This is a genomic window from Streptomyces sp. NBC_00012, from assembly GCF_045040875.1.
GTDB lineage: Bacteria > Actinomycetota > Actinomycetes > Streptomycetales > Streptomycetaceae > Streptomyces.
The window spans coordinates 2,298,857-2,322,217 of the sequence record NZ_CP108309.1 but is presented as its reverse complement, the minus strand read 5'-3'; the positions used below and the strand labels follow the sequence as shown (position 1 = coordinate 2,322,217).

The 23,361-nt window shown below is 70.2% G+C and carries 27 protein-coding genes and 1 pseudogene; 13 read left to right on the top strand and 15 right to left on the bottom strand.

Annotated features, from left to right (window positions below; translation table 11 throughout):
• Positions 1-158: 158 nt before the first annotated feature.
• A pseudogene (locus OHA19_RS10715) lies at positions 159-620 on the top strand (DUF4192 domain-containing protein); the annotation flags it as partial.
• On the opposite strand, the gene OHA19_RS10710 reads toward OHA19_RS10715, so the two are convergent.
• Positions 601-1,881: a tyrosine-type recombinase/integrase gene (locus OHA19_RS10710; RefSeq protein ID WP_405750049.1), complete on the bottom strand. Its 1,281-nt coding sequence runs from the start codon at positions 1,879-1,881 to the stop codon at positions 601-603. The pseudogene OHA19_RS10715 and the gene OHA19_RS10710 sit on opposite strands and share 20 nt — an antisense overlap.
• Positions 1,874-2,659, bottom strand: coding sequence for a helix-turn-helix transcriptional regulator (locus OHA19_RS10705; RefSeq protein ID WP_405750046.1), 786 nt, complete (start codon positions 2,657-2,659; stop codon positions 1,874-1,876). The genes OHA19_RS10710 and OHA19_RS10705 overlap by 8 nt, the downstream gene beginning before the upstream one ends.
• Positions 2,660-2,795: 136 nt before the next feature.
• Here OHA19_RS10705 and OHA19_RS10700 point away from each other — a divergent pair, with 136 nt between their 5' ends.
• From OHA19_RS10700 to OHA19_RS10680, 5 genes are all read left to right on the top strand, one after another.
• A complete protein-coding gene (locus OHA19_RS10700) occupies positions 2,796-3,020 on the top strand; it encodes a helix-turn-helix transcriptional regulator (RefSeq protein ID WP_405750044.1) in 225 nt (74 codons plus the stop codon).
• Positions 3,021-3,531: 511 nt separating this feature from the next.
• The gene (locus tag OHA19_RS10695) at positions 3,532-4,566 is read left to right on the top strand and encodes a bifunctional DNA primase/polymerase (RefSeq protein ID WP_405750042.1); all 1,035 of its coding nucleotides are present in this window, start codon (positions 3,532-3,534) and stop codon (positions 4,564-4,566) included.
• Positions 4,563-6,056, top strand: coding sequence for a phage/plasmid primase, P4 family (locus OHA19_RS10690; RefSeq protein ID WP_405750039.1), 1,494 nt, complete (start codon positions 4,563-4,565; stop codon positions 6,054-6,056). Before OHA19_RS10695 ends, OHA19_RS10690 begins: the two co-directional genes overlap by 4 nt.
• A gap of 335 nt (positions 6,057-6,391) precedes the next feature.
• A complete protein-coding gene (locus OHA19_RS10685) occupies positions 6,392-6,826 on the top strand; it encodes a hypothetical protein (protein ID WP_405750036.1) in 435 nt (144 codons plus the stop codon).
• Between the two features lie 92 nt (positions 6,827-6,918).
• The gene (locus tag OHA19_RS10680) at positions 6,919-7,278 is read left to right on the top strand and encodes a hypothetical protein (RefSeq protein ID WP_405750034.1); all 360 of its coding nucleotides are present in this window, start codon (positions 6,919-6,921) and stop codon (positions 7,276-7,278) included.
• Here the strand turns inward: OHA19_RS10680 and OHA19_RS10675 are convergent.
• Positions 7,224-7,844, bottom strand: a complete 621-nt coding sequence (locus OHA19_RS10675) for a hypothetical protein (RefSeq protein ID WP_405750031.1) — start codon at positions 7,842-7,844, stop codon at positions 7,224-7,226. The two genes, OHA19_RS10680 and OHA19_RS10675, sit on opposite strands and share 55 nt — an antisense overlap.
• Between OHA19_RS10675 and OHA19_RS10670 the strand changes: the two genes are divergently transcribed.
• The 6 genes from OHA19_RS10670 to OHA19_RS10645 all read left to right on the top strand — a co-directional run bounded on the left by OHA19_RS10670 (position 7,834) and on the right by OHA19_RS10645 (position 12,364).
• Positions 7,834-8,301, top strand: a complete 468-nt coding sequence (locus tag OHA19_RS10670; RefSeq protein WP_405750028.1) for a hypothetical protein — start codon at positions 7,834-7,836, stop codon at positions 8,299-8,301. The two genes, OHA19_RS10675 and OHA19_RS10670, sit on opposite strands and share 11 nt — an antisense overlap.
• A 236-nt stretch (positions 8,302-8,537) precedes the next feature.
• Positions 8,538-9,653, top strand: coding sequence for a tyrosine-type recombinase/integrase (locus OHA19_RS10665; RefSeq protein WP_405750025.1), 1,116 nt, complete (start codon positions 8,538-8,540; stop codon positions 9,651-9,653).
• 161 nt (positions 9,654-9,814) lie between these two features.
• Positions 9,815-10,033 (top strand): hypothetical protein, encoded by a 219-nt coding sequence (locus OHA19_RS10660; protein ID WP_405750022.1) that lies wholly within the window; start codon positions 9,815-9,817, stop codon positions 10,031-10,033.
• A 109-nt stretch (positions 10,034-10,142) separates the two neighbouring features.
• Complete coding sequence (locus tag OHA19_RS10655) at positions 10,143-10,706, top strand: hypothetical protein (RefSeq protein ID WP_405750020.1); 564 nt, start codon at positions 10,143-10,145, stop codon at positions 10,704-10,706.
• On the top strand, positions 10,703-11,539 hold the full coding sequence (locus tag OHA19_RS10650; protein WP_405750017.1) for a terminase large subunit domain-containing protein: 837 nt from the start codon (positions 10,703-10,705) through the stop codon (positions 11,537-11,539). The genes OHA19_RS10655 and OHA19_RS10650 overlap by 4 nt, the downstream gene beginning before the upstream one ends.
• Before the next feature lie 3 nt (positions 11,540-11,542).
• Positions 11,543-12,364 carry a hypothetical protein gene (locus tag OHA19_RS10645; RefSeq protein ID WP_405750014.1) on the top strand — a complete coding sequence of 274 codons (822 nt, stop codon included), beginning with the start codon at positions 11,543-11,545 and terminating at the stop codon, positions 12,362-12,364.
• 372 nt (positions 12,365-12,736) lie between these two features.
• Here OHA19_RS10645 and OHA19_RS10640 read toward each other — a convergent pair whose 3' ends face one another.
• Entirely contained in the window at positions 12,737-13,135 is a 399-nt protein-coding gene (locus OHA19_RS10640) for a DUF6415 family natural product biosynthesis protein (RefSeq protein WP_405750011.1), read from the bottom strand.
• Between the two features lie 158 nt (positions 13,136-13,293).
• Here OHA19_RS10640 and OHA19_RS10635 point away from each other — a divergent pair, with 158 nt between their 5' ends.
• Complete coding sequence (locus OHA19_RS10635) at positions 13,294-13,524, top strand: GntR family transcriptional regulator (RefSeq protein WP_405750008.1); 231 nt, start codon at positions 13,294-13,296, stop codon at positions 13,522-13,524.
• Between the two features lie 64 nt (positions 13,525-13,588).
• On the opposite strand, the gene OHA19_RS10630 is transcribed toward OHA19_RS10635, so the two are convergent.
• The 11 genes from OHA19_RS10630 to OHA19_RS10580 form a co-directional block, all read right to left on the bottom strand.
• On the bottom strand, positions 13,589-13,999 hold the full coding sequence (locus tag OHA19_RS10630) for a hypothetical protein (protein ID WP_405750006.1): 411 nt from the start codon (positions 13,997-13,999) through the stop codon (positions 13,589-13,591).
• A gap of 209 nt (positions 14,000-14,208) precedes the next feature.
• A complete protein-coding gene (locus tag OHA19_RS10625; protein WP_405750003.1) occupies positions 14,209-14,367 on the bottom strand; it encodes a hypothetical protein in 159 nt (52 codons plus the stop codon).
• Between the two features lie 91 nt (positions 14,368-14,458).
• A complete protein-coding gene (locus tag OHA19_RS10620) occupies positions 14,459-14,929 on the bottom strand; it encodes a transcriptional regulator (protein WP_405750000.1) in 471 nt (156 codons plus the stop codon).
• A gap of 84 nt (positions 14,930-15,013) precedes the next feature.
• Positions 15,014-15,541, bottom strand: a complete 528-nt coding sequence (locus OHA19_RS10615) for a hypothetical protein (RefSeq protein WP_405749998.1) — start codon at positions 15,539-15,541, stop codon at positions 15,014-15,016.
• 93 nt (positions 15,542-15,634) lie between these two features.
• Positions 15,635-15,856, bottom strand: coding sequence for a hypothetical protein (locus OHA19_RS10610; protein ID WP_405749995.1), 222 nt, complete (start codon positions 15,854-15,856; stop codon positions 15,635-15,637).
• Positions 15,857-15,913: 57 nt separating this feature from the next.
• Positions 15,914-18,250: a hypothetical protein gene (locus tag OHA19_RS10605; protein WP_405749993.1), complete on the bottom strand. Its 2,337-nt coding sequence runs from the start codon at positions 18,248-18,250 to the stop codon at positions 15,914-15,916.
• A 75-nt stretch (positions 18,251-18,325) separates the two neighbouring features.
• Positions 18,326-18,820, bottom strand: coding sequence for a conjugal transfer protein TraB (locus OHA19_RS10600; protein ID WP_405749990.1), 495 nt, complete (start codon positions 18,818-18,820; stop codon positions 18,326-18,328).
• 2 nt (positions 18,821-18,822) lie between these two features.
• Positions 18,823-20,664 carry a hypothetical protein gene (locus OHA19_RS10595; RefSeq protein ID WP_405749988.1) on the bottom strand — a complete coding sequence of 614 codons (1,842 nt, stop codon included), beginning with the start codon at positions 20,662-20,664 and terminating at the stop codon, positions 18,823-18,825.
• A 144-nt stretch (positions 20,665-20,808) separates the two neighbouring features.
• Positions 20,809-21,042, bottom strand: coding sequence for a hypothetical protein (locus tag OHA19_RS10590; protein WP_405749985.1), 234 nt, complete (start codon positions 21,040-21,042; stop codon positions 20,809-20,811).
• A complete protein-coding gene (locus tag OHA19_RS10585; protein WP_405749984.1) occupies positions 21,042-21,569 on the bottom strand; it encodes a hypothetical protein in 528 nt (175 codons plus the stop codon). Before OHA19_RS10585 ends, OHA19_RS10590 begins: the two co-directional genes overlap by 1 nt.
• A gap of 168 nt (positions 21,570-21,737) precedes the next feature.
• Positions 21,738-23,315 (bottom strand): DUF2637 domain-containing protein, encoded by a 1,578-nt coding sequence (locus tag OHA19_RS10580; RefSeq protein WP_405749982.1) that lies wholly within the window; start codon positions 23,313-23,315, stop codon positions 21,738-21,740.
• Positions 23,316-23,361 lie beyond the last annotated feature (46 nt).

Genomic DNA, 23,361 nt, shown 5'->3' with positions numbered 1-23,361 from the left:
TACGGAGTAGGCCGAAGCCCTGAGTTCTGCGCGGATCGCGTGGCTCATGCCCCCATGCAACCCGATGGGCACGACAGACCGCCAACGTCTCCCGGCCCCTGTGGACAAGTTATCCACAGGGGGTCGCGGAATTCGGCCGCACGCGGGACGGTCATGCCATGAACCAGCGCCACGAATCCACCGGTCCGGCCGACGAGCAGCAGATCACCCTCCGCGGACCTGCCGAACTCGCCGATGCTCTCCCGTATCTCATGGGCTTTCACCCGAACGACAGCGTGATCATGGTCGCCCTGCACGGCGGCAGGGGTCGCTTCGGCGGCCGGCTCAGGCTCGGCATCCCACAGTCTCCGCAAGAATGGGCGCCCGTCGCCGAGCAGCTCGCCGAGTGCCTGATCAAGGGGAGCGAGCGACGTGGTGAACGCCCTGATGCGATCGTCGTCTTCCTCTGCCAGGATCCGGCCGAGGGCGAGTCCGGCAGCCAGGTCATGGAGCGGCTGCGACCACTCGCCCAGCGTCTGCGTACGGCCTGTGGCGGGCTGGACGTACCGGTGCTCGAAGCGCTCTGCATCTCCGATGGCCGGTACTGGTCCTACTGCTACATCAGTGCGCTGACCTGCCCGAATGTCCGATCCTGGCTACGGGAGGGCACGCAGGGGGCACATCGCCCAGGGCTGCCTCGATCGCCGCGGCCGTCGTGTCCTCCCCGTCCGGCCACAGATGGGTGTACGTATCGAGCGTGATCGACGGCTTCGAGTGCCCTAGCCGCTTCTGTACGGTCTTCACGCTCTCCCGGTGCTTGATCAGGACCGACGCGTAGAAGTGCCTCAAATCGTGCGCTGTGGTTCCGGCAGGCACCGGCTCCTCCAGTACCTTGTTCGCCCGTTCGACGATCGTTTGCCATGCCCGCGACCATCTCGACCGGCGTACCGGTTCGCCCCGTTCGTTCGGGAAGACCAGCATTGCCGTGCGCGTCAGAGGCTTCCGCGGGTCCGTCCGGTCCTCGATGCTCACGCCCTTGACTGGGAACGCCGCCAGGTGCGCGGCGACAGCATCAATGGCCATTGCGGCGACCGGCACCGTGCGGTAGCTCTCATGGGTCTTCGGTGCCCCGATGTACGGCACGCCCCGATCCGGGCCTACAAGCTGCTGCTGCACGCGCACAGTCCGCCGCAGAAAGTCGATGTGCTCAACCTCCAGCCCCAGCATCTCGCCGTGCCTCAGCCCGGATGCCGCGCCCAGCAGGATGAGCGCCTTGTAGTGGTCCGGCGCCCCTCCGATCAGGGCATGGACGACGGCAGGGGAGAGCGGCACAATCTCCGGCTCGTATACCCGGGGAAGCTTCACCCCGTCGCACGGGTTCATGCGGATCGCGCCGTCTAGAACGGCCGTCCGGAAGATCGTCCCCAGGCGCGAGTACGTGGTGCGCAGCGTGGACGGCTTCAGCACTTTCGCGCGGTCCTTGACCCATGCTTGGACGTCCGACCGACGGATGGAGGCCAGGGGGCGCTCTCCGAGCAGCGGGTAGATGTGCAGCCGCAGCGAGCGCTCCACCCCGTCGTGCGTCGCTTCACGGTGTACGGCGGTCGCCCGCCACTTCTCGGCGTAGCTGCGCAGCGTCTCCTGGCCGGCCGCGCGGTCGATGAACTCGCCGCGGTTTAGGTCCGTCTCAACAGCTGCCGCGCGCCGGTCCGCGTCCGAGCGCTTCTCGAAGTTCTCCTTGCGCTGGCGGCCGTTCGCGTCGCGGTAGCGCGCCTGCCACCGCTTTCCCTGGCCGTGATCTCTGCTGGGCGCGAGCCTGCGTGTCTTTGTGGAGTGCTCAGCGCAGGCCTCGACGCCCTGCGGCGGCCGGGACAGGTGCCACCTGTCGTACACCTCAGCCATGGGTGTCTCCCTCCCCGTCGAGGTTGATCCGGATTCCGCGCTCCGTCTTCTCGACGGTGATGCCGTCCGGCTGCCCGCGCAGTTCCTCGTATCGGCGGATGGCAGGCTCCAGCTCGGAGATCAGCGCCCGGGTGACGTGCCCGCGAGCAGCCTGGACCGCACGCGGCGACTCGGGTACGTCTCCCCGGTCACTCAGCCGCTCGTCTCGCTCCTCCGCGAGACCACGTCCCCAGAGCTCGCGTGACGTGTAGGCCACGTAATTGGGAGTCGTGTTCAGTCGCTTCGCCGCCTTCGTCTCCGCCTCATCAGGGACAGCGACGTACTCGGACATGGCTCGCCATGGGAAGTCCTCGAGGATCCGACTGGTTTTCTGGGCCATGTCGCGCAGGGCGTCCGTGACGTGCTGGAACTCCCAGCCTCCAGGGCCTACATGACCGCTCACGTGGCCGACGTCGAGGACGCGGAGCAGCTCGGCACCGTATACGGCCGTCGCCTCCGTGAGCCGTACGACGGTGTCCGGGCCCGGTAGCAGGTCGCGTAGCGGCACGCGGTAGATCAGTGGCAGTAGTAGCAGCTCGACAGCCGTCAGCCCTCGTTTGCCCTGCTCAATCTGCCCGACCGTAGGCCGATGCCAGGACAGTCCGAGTGCCTTGGCCTTTCGGGCGACGTCTTCCCGGGTCTGCTCGGCCTCTTCACGAACCTGCTGTAGCCGCTGACCCATCTGAAGCGCGAACGGCTCGCCTTCCGCCAGCAGCTGCGTCCATCGCTCTTGATGCATGGAGCGAACGTAGTCGTCGCTTCAGCCGGGGCGCAAGTAACGGCAAGTGTTGAAGAGAAGGATTGATTCGCTTGACCTTGGATGCAAATAACGGCAAGGTTTGAGGCGAGGAAATCATTCTCTTCAGGAGGGGAAAATGCCCGCTACCCGTGTGCCCTGCAAGGACTGCGGCAACGCCCGCATCCCGCTCGCCAAGCTCGAGGACATTGCCGAGTACTGCGGCGTCCCGCAGTCGACGGTCTACCGCTGGAGCAGCCGTGGGGACGGACCCAAGATGATCAAGATCGGTCGCCACATCCGCGCCCGCTGGGCCGACATCGACGCGTGGCTCGACGCGAAGGCCAAGCCTGCTGCTATCTGACCCGCAGCCAACCCTCGGCAAGGCATGACCGACCGAGCACCCCCGAAGACGACGAAGGGGCCTCCCGTAGGAGGCCCCTTGACGTCGAACTCTCACCAGAAACGACGAAGCCCCGGGTCACCTTCCACAGCTCCCGAGGCCAGTCGCGACCCCTAAGGCCGACGTTGCATACCACCCTACCGCGGACATCACTCCGCGTTAACTCACCTGGCTGGTTTTGGGCCGCAGGCACACCCGCTCGGATCTCCCCGAGCATTCTCCGTACGGAGCCCATGATGCCGCAGAAAACGGGACTCACGAAGCTGTTCGCTACCCCGCTGGACACCTCGCTGACGGTGGTGCGGCCACTGCCGCTTACGACCCGCGGCCGGCTCGAGTTCACCGTCAAGTGCCCTGCCTGCGCCGGGGTTCATCGCCACGTGCACACCGGCCGTGCCTCCGCCCCGTGCGGCGCCGTGTACGTCATCCGCTCCTGCAGCGGTGAGAAGCGCGCAGCCGCTGAAGGCGCGTCGTGAGCGCCCGAATCCCGCTGTGGCTGGCTTCTCAGGGCCTGTACGTGTTCCCGCTCCGCCCGGGGAGCAAGTTCCCGTTCAGCAGCTGCAACCGGTGCCGCGCACGCAACGGCAACGAACCCAACCCGCTGTACGTCCCGCACAAGCCGACCGGCTGCCAGTGCATCGCGGACGGCCGTCTCTGCCACGGTCTATACGCGGCCACCATCAACCGGGACCTGATCACCTCGCGGTGGGAGCGCACCCCAGACGCGGGTATCGCCGTGACCTGCGGGCCGTCCAACACGATCGTCCTGGACGTCGACAACCACGATTCCGAGCACCCTGCGGACGGTGTGTACGTGCGCGGCGAACGCATCGACGGCGCCGGGTTCGTCAACGGCTACGACACGTTCGCTGCCCTGTGCGAGCTGCGTGGCGTGAACCTGCCGTGGGTGGAGCACCCGACGCTCACCGTCCGCACCCCGTCTGGAGGCCTTCAGGCCTGGTACCGAGTGCCGGACGGCCACCAGTGGCGTCAGGGCAACGGCGTGAAGTCCGGACTTGGCTGGCAGATCGACATCAAGGCCGGCGCCTCCTTCGGGATCCTGCCCGGCACCCGTACCAGCAAGGGCGCGTACGAGCCGCTCGGCGACACCCGGACCATCGCCGAGCTGCCCGAATGGCTGCGCCGTGAGCTGGTACGCGCAGGCCGCTGGATCGATCCGAACCCGCGCCGTACGACTGGTTACCAGCCCAACATGCGGCACGCACGGACCTCCAGCCGGTACGTCACCAAAGCGATCGAAAACGAGCTTGCGGTTCTCGCTGCAGCGCAACCCGGAGCCCTCTCCGAAACGCTGAACAAGTGCTCGTACGCGATCGGCCGTTTCGTTGGGGCGCGACTCGTCAGCGAGTCCGAAGCGCAGGAGGCGATCACCGCGGCCGCCGCGGCCGCCGGGATCAGCCCCGACGAGCGCAAAGCCCAGAGCACCATCCGCCACGGTCTCACTGCTGGCTCGCGTAACCCTCGCACGATCGGAGCGGCGCGGTGATCACAGAGTTCGATCCGGCCTCCGCCTCCGCGAACATCAACGTTGTCGCCCCGGCCCCGGAAGAGCGGTTCATTCCGTCTCCCAACGACCCGATGGAAGTTGCCCGTCTCGTCATCCTGGACTACCTCACGGACGGGAAGTTGACGCTGCGCCGGTGGCGCGGCGAGTGGTGGGAGTGGACCGGCACGCACTGGGCGAAGATCACTGACCTGGACGTCAAGGCTGTCCTGTATCTGTTCACCGAACACGCCATGTGGCGCGGCATCGACAAGAAGGCCGTTCCGTTCGAGGCCAAGTGGAGCCCGACGCGCGGGAAGATCTCCAACCTGTTCGAGTCCATGGAGGTGATCACGGCCACCCCTGACAGCACCGAAGCGCCCGACTGGGTGTACTCGCACCGCGACGACGTGCAGCCGCGTGACCTGATCGCGTTCGCCAATACCCTCTTGGACGTTACTACTCGCGAGGAGATCCCGAACACGCCGGCGCTGTTCAACCTGTCCTCCGTCCCGTACGACTACAGCGCGCAGGCCGATGAGCCGAAGACGTGGCTGAAGTTCCTGGACTCCGTGTGGCCTGACGATCCGGACTCCATCGCCCTGCTGCAGGAGTGGTTCGGGTACGTCCTGTCCGGGCGGACGAACCTGCAGAAGCTTCTCCTGATGCTCGGGCCACCGCGGTCCGGCAAGGGGCTGATCGCCCGCATCCTGACCTCCCTGATCGGGACCGCGAACGTGAGTGGCCCAACCATGGGATCGTTCGCGCAGAACTTTGGCCTTGAGAACCTGATCGGGAAGTCCCTTGCGGTCGTCGGTGACGCCCGCATCCCAAACGCGGTCAAGGACCAGGTGCTTGAGAAGATCCTCATGATCGCGGGCGAGGACACCCTGCAGGTGGACATCAAGCACCGCAAGCCGTGGGAGGGGAAGCTGCCCGTCCGGCTGATGATCATGTCCAACGATGTGCCGTCGTTCGCCGACGAGTCCGGCGCGCTCGCGGCCCGCATCCTGCCGATCACGACGAAGATCTCATTCGTCGGCAAGGAGGACCGCACTCTTGAGGGTCGGATCCTGCCCGAGCTGCCCGGGATCCTCCTGTGGGGTCTCGAAGGCCTTGACCGCCTGATGAAGAACGGCGGTCGGTTCACTGAGCCCGCATCGGCCCAGGAGGCGATGGAGCTGTACCGGGCACAGTCCTCGCCGGTCGGTGTGTTCCTGTCCGAGTGGTGCGAGCTGGACCCGGATGCGTCCACCACCAAGGAAGCGTTGTACGACGCATGGCGTGGATGGTGCGAGCAGGCGGGGCGGGACCGCCCGGGCACGCTGGCAGGACTCGCTAAGAACCTGTTCGCGGCGGGCAAGAACGTTAAGGCGGGCAAGCCGCGCATCAGCGGCCGTCAGGTGCCGTCGTTCACGGGTGTCCGGCTGGTGGTCGAGCGGGAGCCGGGGACCGGCTACTGGGTTGGTCTCGCTCCGTCCGACGCGGACTGATCCGGGTTGAGCCGCCCCTGATCCGGGTGTGATCCGGGTGGCGAAACGGACACCCGGATCACCAAACGCGCAGGTCGGACCAGTAATGAGCCGCCCTGATCCGGGTGATCCGGGTAGTTCCAGAGAACTTACACACATGCACACACACGCAGGTATGAGTAACGGCTGCAATAGAGAACCAACCCGGATCACCCGGATCAGGGAGCCGGAAAACCGCCCCTGACCAGCTGGAACGTCGATCCGGGTAGTACCCGGCTCGCACCCGGATCACGGTGCAGCCAGCAGACACCTTCACCACCGGCCGGCACCCGGCCACTCCCGAATGGAGACGCCCCATGCGATACCGAGGACAGCGCAACGCCGTACTTCGCGCCATCCCCGACGCTGACCCGCCGGTCTGCTGGTGCTGCGGCACCGGCCAGGGGCCCATGCGCTCCGACGTCCACCAGTCGGCCGGGCACCTCTGCGCCCGCTGCTGGGCATTCGGCCCACGAGGCCGGAACGAATGGCTTCGCGCCGCATCCGCCCTGTGCATAGCCCTCGGTCTGCCGAAGAAGGAATGGGACGAGAGCGGGTTCCGCAACAGCTGGTTGCAGGAGACGGCCCAGCGGCACCGGATCACCGCATGGGTCGACGCCGGCCGCACCGACCAGCCGACCGTGGCGTTCGGCTGGCTCGCCAAGGACATCCTCGCCGCGGCCCGCGCCGAACTCGAGGCGATGGAGGACGAACTCCAGCGCTCCCGCGTACGCCCCTCGACCCACCGATAGCACCACCGTCTCAACCCTCGTTCCTACGCCCACCCGCCGCGCCCGCCCGTGATGGGCGCGGCGGCTGGACACCCCAACCGAAAGACACCGTCATGAGCAGCATCGCAACCCCGACCGAGCAGCCCGACCCGCCCGGCGCCGAGACGTCGAGGCTGATCATCCCGACGCCGACCGCCGCCGGACCGCGCTCCCCGCTACGTACGGCCCTCGACAACGAGATCGCCGCGGCCAAGAGATCCGGCATCCACGTGTCGCTGAAGGACCTCACGGTCCTCGCGTCGAAGAATGACCCGTTCCGCGTTGACACCGCCGCCCGGCACCGCGACGGCAGCTGGCTCGCAGAGTCCGCCCGCGAACTCGGCCTCGGCTCCCGCCGTATCCACCTGCGCGGCCTGCACTACATGCTCCTCGGGCACCCGAAAGCGGATGGCAAGCCGTACTCCCGGACCTGAGCGGGCGCCAAGGCGACGCGGCGCACCTCGAACTCGAGGTCGGGGAACTCGAGTACCTGGAACGCCTGGAGCTTGCGGGCGACAGATATCGGCATCTGCCATCCGGCCGGGTCACAGTCGGAGAAGTACAGGACAACCATGGGCCGGCCGTCCTCGGCTCCGGTGCGGGCCATCCGGTAGAGCATCGTGTCGGAGGGCTCACCGGTCGGCAGGTACAGGTCGGCCCCGTACCGGGTGGCGATCGGGGCGAGGACGTCTTCGAGGGATGACTTCTCGCCGATGAGGGCAATCCGGTAAGGCTGCGTGCCCTTGAAGCGGTACGCCCACACCTTGGGGAGCAGTTGGTCGGCGTCGGGGATGGTGACGTCGAAGGCGACGCTGATGTACGGGGTGGGCGCCACGTCTTCGTGGAGCAGCACTCGGGGTTCGGAGTTGCGCTGGTCAACGATCTGCTCGAACGGTAGGTAGCCGAGCCAACGGGCAGCTTTGGCGGCGTCGGACTGGAGCCACGTCCAGTCGGCGTCGGTGTTGGTGTACGGCTTGCCGTCCACCCCGTTGAAGGACACCGAGAAGCGCGCCGACAAGTGGCAGGCCGCGATGGGCGTAGAGCAGACTGAGATCGACGCGCTTGCTGCGCTCCGCCCCGCCCTGCTACGCAAGATCGCCGCGGACGCTATCAGTCCGTTCTTCGACAGCACGCTCGAGTGGCGGGTGATGGAGGCTCATCGGGCCTGGCAGGAGGACGCGCAGCGCAGCCTCGACGAACAGACCAGCAGCAAGGTGCGGGATCGGTTGCACGCCGAGGCCAAGCAGAAGCTCGATGCGATCCGCGAGCAGATCACCGCGATTAAGGAGTCCATGCGGCTGGACGCCACGTCGTTCGACCTGCCGCCGATCGAGGTGCCGGACGCCGTGTTGCCAGAGATTCGGGTACCAATGCCGCTCATCGACTCTCGCGACCCGTTCGCCGAGCAGTGCCGTCGCTTGATCGATAGCAAGCGGTACGCAGGCGACAACGATTGACCCGCCCGTCCCGTCCCGCATTGGTAGCGGACACCGACACCGTCTGTCGGGCGCGTGTCGGACGCGGTGTCGGTGTCCGCCGGGGGAGCACGGGACGGATCTCAACTCCGCCCCGTATGACCACCTTTGTCGCCCACTTTAAAGGGCTCGCCACTGATAACCTCACATATCAGGGGTGAGGGGAGTTGACTCCCACTCACATCAACCCAAGGGGGATATTCGTGACAAACCTTCAGGTGAGTACTACTGACGGCCTCGAGCTCGAGCAGGTCCAACGATGGGCAGCACGGCACGGAAACGAAACCGCGCTCAGGCTCCTCGAGGCCGAACGCGTCGCCGACGCCATCCGCGAGATGGCACAGTCCGCCAACACCAACCGCACGTACGACAACGGGCACGACGCATGGGCGCGGTTCTGCGCCGCGCACCAGCTGCCCCCCTCCGAGCCGACCCGCGGCACGCTCGCCACCTACGCCGCCTGGCTGCTCACCAACGGACGCAAGACCCCCGGCCCCGGCGGAGCCACCGGCTACGCCAAGACATCGGCGATCGCCTACCTGACCGGAGCGATCGTCCGCCTACGAGACCAGGGCTGCGAGATCAGCAAGAAGACCGCAGCCGAGGCGTACGAAGCGCTCGAGGCCGCACACACAAAGATGGTCAAGGACGGGGTGCGCGTGAAAGGCCGCGGCCAGGCGCAGCATATCGACCCGGCCGCCCTTGAACAGATCGTGCGCGCCACCGACACCACCCCGACCGGGCTGCGCGACCGCGCACTGATCCTGATGGGCTGGAACCTCGCCGCCCGCGCGTCCGAACTGGCCGGCCTCCTCGCCGACGACGTGGACCTCACGACGCGCGGCATGAAAGTGCACATCCTCGCGGGCAAGACGACACACTCCGTACGGTCCCCCGCGATCGCGGCCGACCCCACGGACCCGGCACTGTGCCCCGTCCGCGCCTGGACGGACTGGCGCCAGGCCCTGGCCCTGGCGGAGCCCGAGCGAAGCGCCGCGACCGGAGCCCCGGCCTTCCACGCCATCGACCGGTGGGGCAACATCGGCGGCGGCATGTCCCCCCAGGCCGTCACCAACGCCATCGGCCGCGCCGCCGACCGCGCGGGCATCCCCGTACGCGTCACCGAACACTCACTGCGGGCCGGCCTCGCCACCGCCGCCCGAGACGCCGGCGGAGACTCCCTGGTCATCGCGGAGCAGGGCGGCTGGGCGAAGAACAGCACGGCAATGCTGGGCTACATGCGCCGCGCTGACGAGTACACGGACAACGCGGCCACCCTGGTCCGCCGTGCCGCGCAACAGCGGCGGGCACAGAACGATGGCCAGCCTCTCTGACCCGGACCGACATCCCCGCGCCGCACCCCCGGCCCGGCTGCCAACCAGCAGCCGGGCCGCTGCCGTTGCGGCGGGGCCAGCCACGAACCCCACCGACGGGCGTACGCTCGGTGCGATCCTGCTGGTTCTGGGCCGAGGGCGACCGAGCAGAGAGCCCGCCCATGACCCTCCCAGCACGAGACCGTACAGAGACCGCCATCGCCCTGCGCCTGGCCAACCACTCCTGGGCGCAGGTAAGCGCCGCGGCCGGATTCAGCAACCGCACCGCCGCCCGCCGCGCCGTGCGACGCGAGATCGACCGGCGGGAACGAAACGCCACCGAAGACCTCGAGTCCGCCCGCGCGCTCCGCCGCCGGGTCTTCGGCGGGGGGCAGTCGTGACCGACAAGCCGAAGAAAGGCCAGCGCTTGCGCGTCGTCCCCGAGGCGCTGGAGGTGCTCCAGAGGGGCGTAGCTCATGGCGGTGCCGCAGCCCATGGCGGTGGCCAAACATGACGTTCGAGAAAGCTTCTGAGAACGGCAAGCCCATCTGTGGCGCACCCCGCACGAAGCACGGCGGCGCGCCCTGCCAACTCGCCGCAGGTTTCGGTACCGACCACCCCGGGACGGGGAGGTGCCGGCACCACCTTGGGAACACCCCGAACCATCAGCGGGCCGCCGCCAAGGTCGAGGCGGACCGCCTGTTGGCCGCCGTCGAGCTTGCCGAACCGATCGACGACCCGCACGCGGCCCTCGCTCGCCTGGCCCGGTCCCTGCAGGCCACCGTGGACGCCATCAGTTCCCGCGTCGGCACCGAGCCGACCGACGACAAGGGCAAGGGCCGGTACGAGGTCGAACTGTGGCTGAAGGTGCTGGATCAACTCCGGCAGACCTTGACCGCGCTCACCCGTGCCGGCGTCCCGGACGTGGCGGTGACCGTGCATCAGCCTGGCATCCCCGTGACGGATCTGTTCCGTCAGCTGGCTGCGGTGTTGCAGCCGTGGCCGGACGCGGCGGCAGCGGTCGCGGACCTGGCGTTGACGTTGGCGGACCCGGACCCGGAGACGACCCCGTGAACATCCTCAAGGGCCTTGAGGCCGCACCCGAGGACCTGGCCGCGCTTGCGGTGCGTGCGTCCCCCGTGGGGCTGCTCACGGTGGCCCTGCAGGCCGTAGGGGCGCAGCCGGACCCGTGGCAGCGCCGCGTACTCGCCTCCCGCTCCCGCAGGTTGATCGTGATCGCGGCCCGGCAGTCGGGGAAGGGCAGTGTGTCTGCGGCCAGGGCGCTGCACCTGGCGGTTACACGGCCGGGCAGTCTGACGCTGATCGTGTCCGCCTCGGAGCGCCAGGCGCGCATCGTGCTGGACCGGATGCGGGAGATGCTCCCGTTCCTGGGCGAGGACGCGGCCGGCGCCGGGGACACACAGCGGGATATCCGGCTCGCCAACGGCAGCCAAATCGTCGTGCTGCCGGAGTCGTCGTCATCTCTGCGCGGCTGGACGTGCGATGCGCTTCTGGTCGACGAGGCCGCGTACGTGAGCGAGGCCAGCTGGCACGCGATCGTGCCCACCACCGTGGCCCGCGGGGCCAGCATCCTGGTGTGCACGTCCGCCGGAACGGTGGACACCTGGTGCCACCAGATCTACTCGCGGCCCGACCTGTTCCCCGAATGGGAGCGGCACACCGTCCGGGCCGCGGACATCTCCCGGTACGACAAGGAGTTCCTCGAGCAGGAGCAGCGCCGGCTGCCCCCTGCCGTGTTCGCGTCTGAGTACGAGTCGGTATTTGCGGCAGGCGGGGACGCGGCCGCGTTCGAGCCGCTGCTCATTGAGCGCGCCTTCGAGGCCGGCCGCGAAACGACAGCGAACCCGTGGGACATGACCGACCTCTTCTCGAGCAGTCAGGAGTAGCAGATGCACGACCAGGAGCAGCCCGTGGACAGCAGCGGGTGCGTGATTGCGATGGACCTCGGCGGCCGGCGGGATGCGTCCGCCGCCGCGATCCTCGTCCCCGACGCCGACGGGTCGGGCGTCACCTGTACGTACGCGACCCGATTCCCGCTGCGGGCGCAGGGCCCCGAGGAGGGGTACTACCGGACTCAGGCCCGTCACCTGGCGAGCATGGTCACCCGCGCCCTGGCCGCGACCAGCGGCCCGGTGCGCGTGCTCCTGGACGTGACCCGGGATGAAGGCGGCCGCGAGATCTTCACGGCGGAGCTGCCGAGAGACCACCGCGTTGAGTTCTGGCCGGTGTGGATCACGTCCGGCACTGCGCCCGGCGTCGCGCGGGACGGGCGCCGCATGGTCCCCAAGGCGGCGTTGGTGAACACCGCTAAGGCCGCGTTCTCGAGGCAGCGCCCGGACGGCGGGCCGTGGGTCGCCATCGCCGAATTCCCGGAGGCGGAGGTGCTGCGCCGTGAGCTGACGCAGTTCGCGGCCCGGACTACCGCGGCCGGGAACACCGTGTTCGAGGCGCGCAAGGGGCACGACGACTTGGCCATTGCCCTGCTGATGGCGCTGTACGGACTCGGCCAGGACACGTCCGCCCGGGTGGTCTGCAACCCGGCGAACTACGACCAGGGCCGCTCGCGGAACCTGCTGATGAAGAACCCGAGGTTCTCCGGCCAGGCGGTGGACCTGGAGCAGCTGCCGACCCTGACGAGCGCGGCGACGCGCCACAATTACTGGGGCGGAGGCAGCGCGGCGAGCCGGTACACGAGGCGGAGCGTTCGGTGAGCGTGGCGGGATCGCGAGTAGGGATCCCTCGTTCTTCCCCTCCCCGTAAACGCAAAAGGCCCCCGGTCCGCCTCGGGTGAGGGGGGCCGGGGGCCGGTGGGTGGCGACGTCGTGCGCGGGGGAGTACTCGAACGCTCCCGCTGTCCAGAAGCTGGACAGCGGGGTTGCCGCGTGCTGATGGGGGAGTTACTCAGTGCTGGCGCTGGGTTGCGTGGCAGAGGCAGCCGCACCGGCGCGCGAGCAGAATTTCGCCGCCGTGGGGAAGGGGCACGTCTTCCGTCTGCTGACACAGCCCGTGCACGTCGTTGTATTCGGGCCGCGTCGCAAGCGTGCACTCTGCGGACAGCGGCGGCCGGTCGGTGGCAGGGGCCGTCATGACACACCCTCGTCGGCCAGGCCGCTGAACAATCGGTCGTAGTGGTCGCATAGGGCGTTGACGGACCGAGCCAGCCTCATAGCAACGGACAGGCACACAGGCAGGTTGTCGCCGCCCCCGAGCCGTACCCGCATGCGGGCCTCGCCCACACAGGCCAGGGCGCAGGCCCTCGGTACGTTGTCCTTCGGCAGGCCGAGGGTCATCGCCTCGATGATGGGGATGAGCAGCTGCAGGTGGCCGTACAGGGCCAGCCGCAGCGTCTCCAGCTGCTCGGGATCGATCGGCTTGGCGTGCTCGGCGAGCAGCCGGTGGGTCGTGGTGCGCATGGTGGCGATGTCGGGTGGGGCCTGATCGAGCTCTGCCCGTGCGACGGATGGGGCGGTACGGTGCGGCATGTCGACTCCTTACCAGTCGGCCTTTCCCCCGGGCCCTGCCAGGCTGCGGGGGCATTTTTCGTTCCGGCAGCGTAGGCAGCCTGTATACCCCTGTCCATGCCTACGTATGGCTGTGCATCTCTATGCCCCGATAAGCCTGGTTACGTACCGTCCGATGGGTGATCGAATATGACCCCACACGACCGAAGTGGGAACAGATTGCCGAAGCCGTCCGGGACCGGATCGCAGACGGCACCTATCCGCCTCGCCATCTGATCTCTGAGGTGCAGCTCGAAGTGGAGTTCGGCGTGGCCCGGGGAACCGTGCGGAAGGTGACGGCCGCGCTGCGCGCCGAGGGGCTCATCGTCACGACGGCAGGCATGGGCAGTTTCGTCGCCGACCCGTCCTGAGAACGCGAAGAGGCCCCCGGCCGCGCCCCTCGCCGGAGGGGGCGGCCGGGGGCCTCGGTGTGGGTCAGGGGTTGGTGAGGTCCGTGAGTGTCAAGGCGTGCTGCTCGCTGTCGATGCCGATGGGGTGGGCCCTACCGTCGGCTACGTCGCGCCGGTAGAGCTGCTCCTGTCCGTCGGCCCATGAGCGCATTCGCTCGCGGGCGGCGTCCGCGGTGATATCGAGCGCTGCGGCGATCTGCTCCCAGGTGGCGTTCATGCGGCGGGCGTCGCAGATGTAGAGCCCGGTCCGCTCGAGTTCGCGCCGCACGCTCTCCCGGAGGGCGAGCACGGTTAGGGCGTCGTCGGCCGTGTCGCGCAGCCCGCGCTGCTCGTGGACGCTGATGCGTGCGATCTGCCACTCCAGCGGGGTGGCGGGCGGTACGTCGTCCGGGGTGCGGATCTCGATGGTCTGGAAGCGGTCGTATGCGTCGGTCATGGTGTCCTCTCGGTTGGTCGGGTCAGGCAGTGGTGCGGGTGCGGACGACGTCGAGGGCACATGTGGCTGCTCCGCCCAACGGTTCTCGGATGCCGTTGCCGGCCAAGAGTGGGCAGCGACTGTTCCCCCCGTTCCCTGGTGTGGACCGGCCCGGGGAATGACGAGACCCCCCGCCACAGTGGCGGGGGGTCGGGTCGTGCGGGGTGCGGTCAGTCGGTGTCGAGGGTGAGGATCCCGGCCTGGTAGTCGGTGTACGTCAGATCGGCGTCCTCGGTGAATTCGCCCCCGTCCTCGGTGGCGATGGGAATGACGACTGCGGCCCAGTCGGGGAGGTCGGCGAGTACGGCGCGGAGCTCAGCAACGGTCATGGTGATCGGTCCTCTCGATTGGTGGGGTCAGGCGGCGAGGTGGCAACCGGCCTGTCTGTGACGAGGTGTTCAGCGGCGTGTACGCGGCGGGTCAGACGGTGGCGATGATGAGCGCGGCGACCAGCAGCCACACGTGATGAAAGCTCTGGTCCAGCGCGTAGGCGCCCGTGCCGAGATGTCCGGCGGGGTCGCCGTCGGCGGTGACCGGATGGGCAGGATGCGAGCCGGTGCCGAGCGAGTGGAACTCCGCCTTGCCGGTCACCTTGGCGAGCCAGGCGAGCGTCGAACGCCGGTCGGCCCACCAGTGGGTAGCTGCATCGAGCAAAAGGCCGGCGGTTACGCCGAGCACGCTGATGCGGAGGTCCAGGAGCGCGACGACTGCTAACAGGGCGACCCCCTTCGTGATCGTGAGACCGAGAACGTGCCGGGTATCGGCGAGGATTCCGACCCGTCCGGGCCGCCCCTTGTCCGCGCTCTGCACCGAGGTCTGGATCCAGTGGTCACCGACCGAATGGCCGACGAAGAGGGCAATGAAGACGGCGGCGAAGGTCGCTGCGAGCATGGTGGATCTCCTGTCTCGTATGGCGGGTCGGGGGTGAGGGGTGGCCGTGCGCCTGGCAGTGGACGGCCACCCCTGACGTGCTTCTCAGCGGATGTCGTTGCGGTTGCGGGCGAGCAAGCCCTTCGTCGTGCTCGACACGTTCGTCGTCTCCTGCCGGACCGGGGCGTTGTAGTGGTGGTGGTGCGTGGGCGGAGCGGCCTCGACGGTGGCTTTGACTCGCCCGACGAGGCGGCTCAGCGCGAGGACGAGTGCGGTGGGAGCGCCGACGACGATGGCGCACACGACCGGGTCCGCGCTCCCGGAGGCCACCATCACGAGCGATGCGGTCCCGCCGACGAGTGCGGTCGCGACTCCCCCGGACAGCATCAGGGCGCTGGCGTCCGTCGCCTTCTGACTCATGGGCGGGCGGCCGGGCTGGGGCCAGGGCACGGCGTCTCCTGTGGTCGGCAGCGGGGCGATGTCCTTGTAGCTGGTGGCCACGGGGCCGGTGCTGCTGTAGCTCTCGGCGATGAGGCGGGCGGCCTCGGCTGCGGCCTGGGCCTCGCTGAGTGGCTGAGTGCCGGCGGCCGGGGCGACGGTGTGCAGCTGCTCGGCGGTGGTCGGCTCGTACATGTCGGGGTCCTCCTGCAGGGTGGTGCGCGGGCATGGGGCAGGCCCGGAGCGGGGGATGCTCCGGGCCTGTTGGTGTGCGTGGCTTTGTGCTGGTCAGCGGCGGGATACGTCCAGGCAGGCGCCCGGAAGGTCAGCCACCCAGTCGAGATCGTCCAGGGACACGCCATGGTCGGCGGCGGCGTCGAGCAGGGCATCGAGGAGTCGTGTCGCGGCGGCCTGCTCGGCGTTCGTGACGGGGTGTCCGCTCCTGGTCAGGGCGGTGATGCGTTCACCGGTGGAGCGGCCTTGGCGGTCGGTGTGTCGGCCAATGATCATTGGTTCTCCAGGGTTGGGAGTGACGCGTCTGGTGTCGTCGGGACGAGCGATCTGGCCCTAGTCCCGGAGGGCCCAGATGCCGTGTCCGGTGCGGGCGGCAAGGCCCTGTTCCGCGAGCTTCGACAGGGCGTTGTCGACGGACCCGGCGGCCGGGCCCTCGGGGGTGCCGACGCCGACGGCCTTGCGGATGTCCCGGGTGCGCAGGGGGCCGTCGGCGAGCGCGGCGAGCACCAGGTCCGCGAGGGCCGGGGCGGCGGCTACCGGAGCCGCGTCGGCATCCGGAGCCTTGCGGGCGGTGCGGCGGCTGGGACGCTCCTCCTCGTAGTCCTCGCCGGAGTCCTCACCGTCGGCCGGGCCCGAGCGGCGGTTGGGCTTGGGGGCGCCTTCCTTCATGAGGACCTCGGCGTACGGGAGGACCTCCTCGTAGGTGGTGCGGAAGATCTCGGCCTCCTCGGGGGTGAGGCCGGGGAGGGGCGCGGACTCCATGAGGGCGATCAGCCCGGGGTAGGTCCGGTTCTCCTTCATGGCGCGGAAGACGCGGGTGAGGCTGGGGTGGCCGCCCTGGATCATCCACGCGCATCCGGCGGTGACCGGGCCGACCGGGGCTTCCTCACCCGACCACGCAGCGTCGATCTCGCCGCGTCCGCCGGCGCCGAAGTACCGGGGGATCGGGGTCACCTCGATGGCGCCGGTCGTCATGTCGGTGGCCATCCGGCGGGTCATGGATCCGTTGACGCGGCCGAGCCAGACCGTGCCCTGCTTCGCGCCGGAGCGGATCTTGTCGCTGTCGCCGAGGTCGTCGAGGTGGATGGACTGCCCGGCGAAGCGGATACCGAGCCCGAGCTTGCGGCCGGTGAGCTGGGCGCGGCTGATCATGCCCGTGACCCACTCACGGAAGTCGGCGTGGACGTCGGCGTCGGCGGCCAGGACCCGGTTGATCTCGTCGAGCGTGACGATCAGCAGCGCCCACGGGTCGCCGAGGGTGAAGGACCCCCAGCCGTTGCTGGCGGAGACCTTCTCGCGGTAGTCGGCGACTGCGCAGACCGCGGCGAGGGTCGCGCCCATCGCGGCGCGGCCGGCCCCGAAGTGGAAGACGCGGCCGTCGGCCTCCGGGAGGCTCATGCCGTCCTGGGCGTCCGCGACGACCGAGACGATGCCGGAGAGCCGCTCGGCGGCCAGGAGCGTCAGCAGCGTGACGCTCTTTCCGGAACCGGGGGCGCCGACGAGGAGGTCGGTCAGCGCGCCGAGCTCCGGGTCGTAGAGCGGCATACGGGCCAGGCGGCCGTCGTGCCGCAGCCCGATCGCGATCCGCCCGTCCGCCCCCATCGTCAGGTCCTCGCGCGTGGCTTCGCGGATGTGGATGAGGGGGTGCTCGCGGTAGATGGTGACGACGCCGTCGCCCAGACTGTCGGTCTCCACCATCACCAGGTCGGGATCCTCGACCCGCAGCGCTCGGGCGAGCCGGGCGCGGGGCAGCTCGATCATCCGGTCGTCGGCGGCCTGGACGCGGAGGGTGAGGCGGTCTTTCGTCAGCCGGTAGTCGAGGAGGTGCATCCCCGGAGCGCAGCCGCCGGGGCCGGACACCTGGGTCTCCCACATCGCGCGGACGCCGTCCGGGTCGTCGGCCGCCGGACCGTCGGTGTCGGTGCCGGTCTTGCCCGGGGTGACGGCGAGCGCCAGGCGGCCGGGCCCGTATCCCTCTACCGGGGCCAGGGCGACCTCGCCGACCGGGATGTCGAAGACGCCCGCGACGCTCCGTGCGTCGAGGCCGGGCGGGATGGTCTCTCCGGCCGGGGCCATCACCACGGCGGTGAACGCGGGGCTCAGCGGGTCGGGCTGGACGATGTCCTGCAGGACGGTGTCGCCGGTCGCGCGGGCGGCCTGCCACATCCGGCGCAGGCCCTCCGTGTACGACTCCGTCGATGGGTCGTTCTCGGCGGCGAGTGCCTCGCTCTGGAGGGCGATCTCCTGGGGCAGGTCCCGGACGGCGGGGCCGATGTCGCCGAGGGACCGGGCCATCGGGACGGCCAGCCCGGAGAGCACAGCCGTGGCGGCCGGGGCCGCGAGCTCCCACCAGGGGGAGCCGGGGGTGATCAGCGCGGCGGTGTAGCAGCCGGACAGGCCCAGGAGTGGAAGGGCCCGGTAGCAGGACAGCAGCAGGCTGTAGGACGCGGAGCGGGAGCAGCGCCAGAGGTAGGCGAGGGTTCCCGCCCCGGCGGCGACCGCGGCGGCGTGCAGGGGCAGGACGTCGGTGTGGGGGCCGACGGCGGCGAGCACGCCGCCAGCCCCGTACAGGACGCGTTCGGCGATGGCGAGGCGCCGGGCGGTGCGCTGGGAGATCTCGCGGCGCGCCGGGACGGCGGGGGCGTGCTCGGTGGTGTCGACGATCGTCACGGGGTTCTCCAGACGCATAGGCGAGGGGCCCCGCCGTGGTGGCGGGGCCCCTCAGGGACAGGTGGTGTCGGGGTGTCAGCTCTGGCGGTAGAAGCCGGGTTTGGCCTGCTGGACGCCGGAGTGCTGCACGGCCTCGTAGATGCCGGTGTACTCGCTGCGGTGCGCGCGGGCGAGGTCGTCGGCCGCGTCGGCGAGGTCCTCGGCGCCTGCGGCGAGAGCGCCGGACGCCTTGGCGACGTCGGCCAGGGCGTCGGCCGCGTCCAGGACCAGGTTCGTGAACCGGGGCTCGACCTCGGCCTGGGCGCACTGCTCGGAGATGACCTCGCAGTCCTTCGCGTCGCGCTCCATCTGCCGGCGCAGCCGCCACAGCCCCTCGGTGAGCCTGGCCGCGCTTGCGGCGAGGATCGTGAGGCGTCCGGCGAGGCGCCGGAAGGACGGCACGGCGGGGGCCGTGGCCTCGCTGAGCGTGCCCGGCGAGGAGGACTCGGGGAGCTTGAGCCAGTCCGGCGTCTGTGACTGCCAGGGCGTGACCGGTGCGGACTGACGGGGGGCCAGGTTGTCGTCGAACATGCTCAGTCCTCGTTGTGGATGCGGGCGGACGGGGCGGCCAGTCCGGCGTCGGCGGTGGCTTCCTGCACGGGGCGGTAGGCGTCGGCCATCGCGTCGTGGGCGAGTTCGACCGACTCGGCCGCCAGCAGCGACTTCGTGCGCATGTCCTCGGCCTTGCGGGCCATCACGTCCATGCACTCGGCCAGCTTGGCCGCGGCCGCCCGGGTCAGACGGCCGCGCACGTTGTGGCGGCCCTGGAGGTCGTCGAGCACCTTCTCCAGCGCCCGGCGGAGCTTGCGCGCCGCGTCGGCGAGGTCGGCGCACTCGTCGTACGTGCGGAAGCACTGGTCCTTCGACTTGGTGAGGTGGTCCAGGACGCCGTCGAGGGTGACCTCGGTCTGGTGCTCGGGGTCCATGTCCTGCCCCAGCGTGAACGTGCCGGGCAGTGATCCGGCCATGGGCTGCTCCTTCGTACTCGTACTCGTGGGGGTGGTGCCGGGGCGGGCCCCGGCGGGCTGTTCCGGGGCGCGGGGCAGGCCCCGGACCCCGGTCGTTACGGCCGCCGCAGGTGTCGGCGTCCGCTCCTGGCCGTCGGGGCGGTCGAGCCGCTCCAGCGTGACCACGGTCTCGGTGTCCGCGTGCGCGCTGGACGAGCGCAGGTCCTCGTCGGCGCTGCGCCGGCCGCCCGGACCCGGCTGGGGCGGGGTGCCCGAACCGGTGTCCTGCTGCCGCCGCTTCTTCTTGCCGGGGCGCTCGCGCCGCTTGCGGTCCCGGCCGCCAGGAGCCGAGGGCTCCGGGCCCTTCGCCTTGGCCTTGGCCGCTTCGTCACGGCGGCGTGCGGCCCTCCGGCACCGCACGCACCGGCACCCGTGCGCGTCGTGGCCCTCGGGTGTCCCGTGGCGGATGCCCGGCTTCTTCTTCGGCCCCGGGCCGTCCGGCCGCCCCTTTCCCTGGCGCTGGTCCTGGCTCGTCGGCCCGGTCTGGCCCGACTTGGGGCCGCGCTTGCGGTCCTTGGCGAGGTCCCCGCCGGGCCCCTTCGGGGACTTCTGGGGCTTCTTCGGGTGCTTGTGCTCCGGCTTCGGGTCCTCGGTCCGGGGCGGCTGCTTGCGGTCCCTGATGCGCCCCAGGGCGCTCTTGTCCGGACCTCCCTGCCCGCCCTTGCCCCGGCGGGGGGACACGACTCCGTCTGACGGGCTGCCAGGCCCCTTCGGGCGCTTCTCCTGGGGCTTCGGGTGGTCGTGCCTGCGCTCCGGCTTCTTCTCCGGCGCGCGCGGGGTCTTCCCGGAGCCGCCCGGCGCAGTGCCGTGCGGTCCGCCGGACTTCCCCTGCGGACCGGGACCGGCCCCCTTGCGGCCGTCCCGGACCGCCTTGCGGCCGAACTCGGCGCTGCTCGGGACCTTCGCGGCTGCTGCCAGCGCGTCCTCCTCGGCGGCCCGCCGCTTGACCCTGGCCTGCCGCCAGGCCGCTTCCTCGGCCGCCCGCTCCATCCGGCGCTGGCGCCAGTCCTGGACGAAGCCCACCGTCCCGCGCAGCGCAGCCAGCGCGACGGCGAGGATCGCCGAGAGGGACAACGCCCCCAGTGGCAGAGGCTGGCCGTCGTGCGGCCCGTCGTCGAGGCCCTCCGAGCGGAACGTCGCCGGGACCGGTGACGAGAGTGCCGGGGGCATCGGCGCGCGGGCCGGCGCGAGCGCGGCCAGAGCCGCGTCCGAGGACTGCCGGGGCCGCTCCGCGACCGCGACGGCCCCGGTCCCCGGAGGCGGGGGCGGGGCCGTCGTGGTCGCGGGCGGCGCGGAGGGGAGCGGCGGTAACCCGGGAGGGGCCGCGCCGTCCCGGGCCCGGAACGTGATCACGTTTTCGTCGTCCATGAACCCTCCAAAGGGGGTTGACAGATGGTGACGGGTCGGGGGATCCTCGCGCGCCCGCGCGGCCGTGCGCCCGCGCGCCCGTGTTGGGGCCCCCCGACCCGTACACCGGGGCGGTGATGAAGATGAAGATGAAGGTCCCGGCCGCTACTGGCTGTAGCGGTCGCAGTAGTTCGAGAGGAAGAGCGCGAGCTCGTCCCATGCGCCCGGATTGCCCTTCCGGTCCTGCTCGATCGCGACCATCCGGGCCCGGTCCCACCACGCCGCCGCGACTCCCTTCGGGCCGCGTGCGGCCTGCTCGCGCTGCCGGGCCTCGGCGTGCATGCGCTGGTTCGCCGCGCGCCGCTCGGCGCCGGTCAGCGGCCTGGGCTGAGCGCTCATCAGGCGCCCCGCTGCCACAGGTCGGAGACACCGCGCGCCGGCGCCTGCTTCGGCTCGGCGACCGAACCGGTCCCCGTCGGCGTCTCCTCACCGGCCGGGGACTCCACGAGCGCCGCCGCCGACTTGTTCAGCGACTTCGCCGCGATCTCGCCGACGACCTGCCGGGGCCCCCTGCGCAGCTGCTTCGCCGCCCGCTTCTCCTCCCTCTGCCCAGGGAGCGCCGCGACGTGGGCAACGTGCGCGGCGTAGGCGTTCCGCAGGGCCTCCGCGGCGCGCTCCTGCTTCCGGGCCGCCTTGACCATGCGCTTGAGGTGCTTCTCGACCCGGCGGGACCGGCGGGCCGCGTCCCAGCGCCCGTCACCGTCGATGCCCTGGGACCGCAGACCGGCCTGCATCGCCGCGAGCGCGGACGCGTACGAGACGGCGTCGGCGGCGTGCTCCTGCTGCCTCGACGCCGTCCAGGTCGTCATGGCCGACAGGTTCAGCAGCCGGTCGTACTGGGGGGTGGTGTTGGTGTGCTCGGACACGGTGCTCCTCCGGAAGTACTCGATCGGGGCGGGGGGGGGTAGGGCCTGGAGGTCCTCCAACCGCGCTCGGCCCTCGCGGGGCGAGCACGGCAGCAGCAGCTCCAGACGTGCGGGGAGGGACGACCAGCCGGTCGTCCCTCCCGTGGGCCTTGCTCTGCGCCGTGGCGCTCACTGCATGCGCGACGGAGCCTCGGGGTCGTAGCCGGAGACCGGGTCGTACCCGGACTCGATCAGCGCGAGGGCGTCGGCCTTGGTGGTCGACGCGGTGCTGCTGGACGTGACACCGATCGCCACCGCGATGTCCTCCAACGTCACGTCCTCGGGCCTCTTCGCCAGGATCATCCGGGCGACGACACGGACCCGGCGCTGGCGCGGGGTAAAGGCCGCGGCGTCCTCGGCATCGGCCGCGCGACGGGCGATCTCGGCCGTCTGGAGCCGGGCTTCGGCCGCTCGCTTCTGCGCTTCGGCCACTCCCTTGTCCGCTTCGGCCGCTCGCCGCCTGGCCTCCGACACGCGGGCCTTCTCGGTCTCCGACTTCGCGAGCGCGGCGGTCTTGTCCGCATCGGCTTCGGCCGCACGGGCATCAGCTTCGACCGCTTCGGCGGTCGCTTCGGCCGCTCGCTTCCGCGCTTCGGCCGCGTCCGCCGACTCCGTCGCATCGCTCAGATCAGTGGCCGCCCGAGCCTGCGCGTCGGCCAGTGCCTCCGCCTCCGCGATCGCGCCCCGGGCCCGAGCCCCGGCCACGCCCTCGGTCGCACTCAGGTCGGCGCGCAAGCCCGCCATCTCCTTGCGGTGTGCCAGGCGCTCCATCTCCGCCTGGTGATCGCCGCGTTCCCGCTCCAGCTCCAGCTCTCGGTCCCGCCGCTCCTTCTCCTGCTTGCGGCGCAGCTCCTCGCGGGCCATCTGGTCCGGCAGGGCCAGCGCCTCATCGACCGTCAGGCCGAAGGGCTCCAGCTTCTTCGGGAGCCGCGCCAGCGCCTCCTCGCTGCCCTCCGCCAGCCCGGCCTTGACCAGCTCGGCCTTGTACTCGGTCCACGCGGTGTGGATCGCCCGCGCCCGCTCCCGCTCCATGACCACGCTGTAGGTCAGGTCCCAGATCTTCATCAGCCGGAACATCCGCCAAGTAGTGCGCCCGGCCAGGATCCAGCGGTGCCCCGGGATCGTGTCGTGGTCGGCGGGGAGCGCGGCCTGGTGGACCAGGATGCGGCGGCCGGCCTCGACGCCGATGACGAAGAGGACCGGCATCAGGCCGTGGGAGAGCGCCTTGTCGATGTGGTCCCGGATCGAGCCGAACGCGGCCGCATTGAAGTAGATGCTGGCCGCCGTCATGCCGTGCGCGAGGAACCGAAGCAGGGGCCACGACGTGCGGATCGTCGCCATGAACAGATCCAGCACCAGGCACGTCAGGATGCCCACGTCGACCCCGACCGCGAAGTACGGGGCGTCGGACTCGGAGAACCCGAAGACCGTGTGCCCGGCCGCCGAGAGGTTCCCGAAGGACAGGTAGAAGCCGATCGCTCCCATCACGCAGCCGCCGACGATGGCCGCGATGCCAAGCGCGATCTTCACCCTCCGGCTGACGTCCGGCGTGTGCTCCGGCGCGTCTTCCGGGTGAGTGCCCGAAGCGTCGGGCGAAGTGGTCGAAGCCTCGGGCCGAGTGCCCGAAACAGCAGTCCGCTCACCCTCGGCGGGCTCGCTGATGAACGGCGCCAGCACTACGGCGGGCGGCTCGATCGTCGTCGTCATCTCTCTCCATCCGAAACAGGGGAACGGGGAAGCCGGAGCGGCGGGG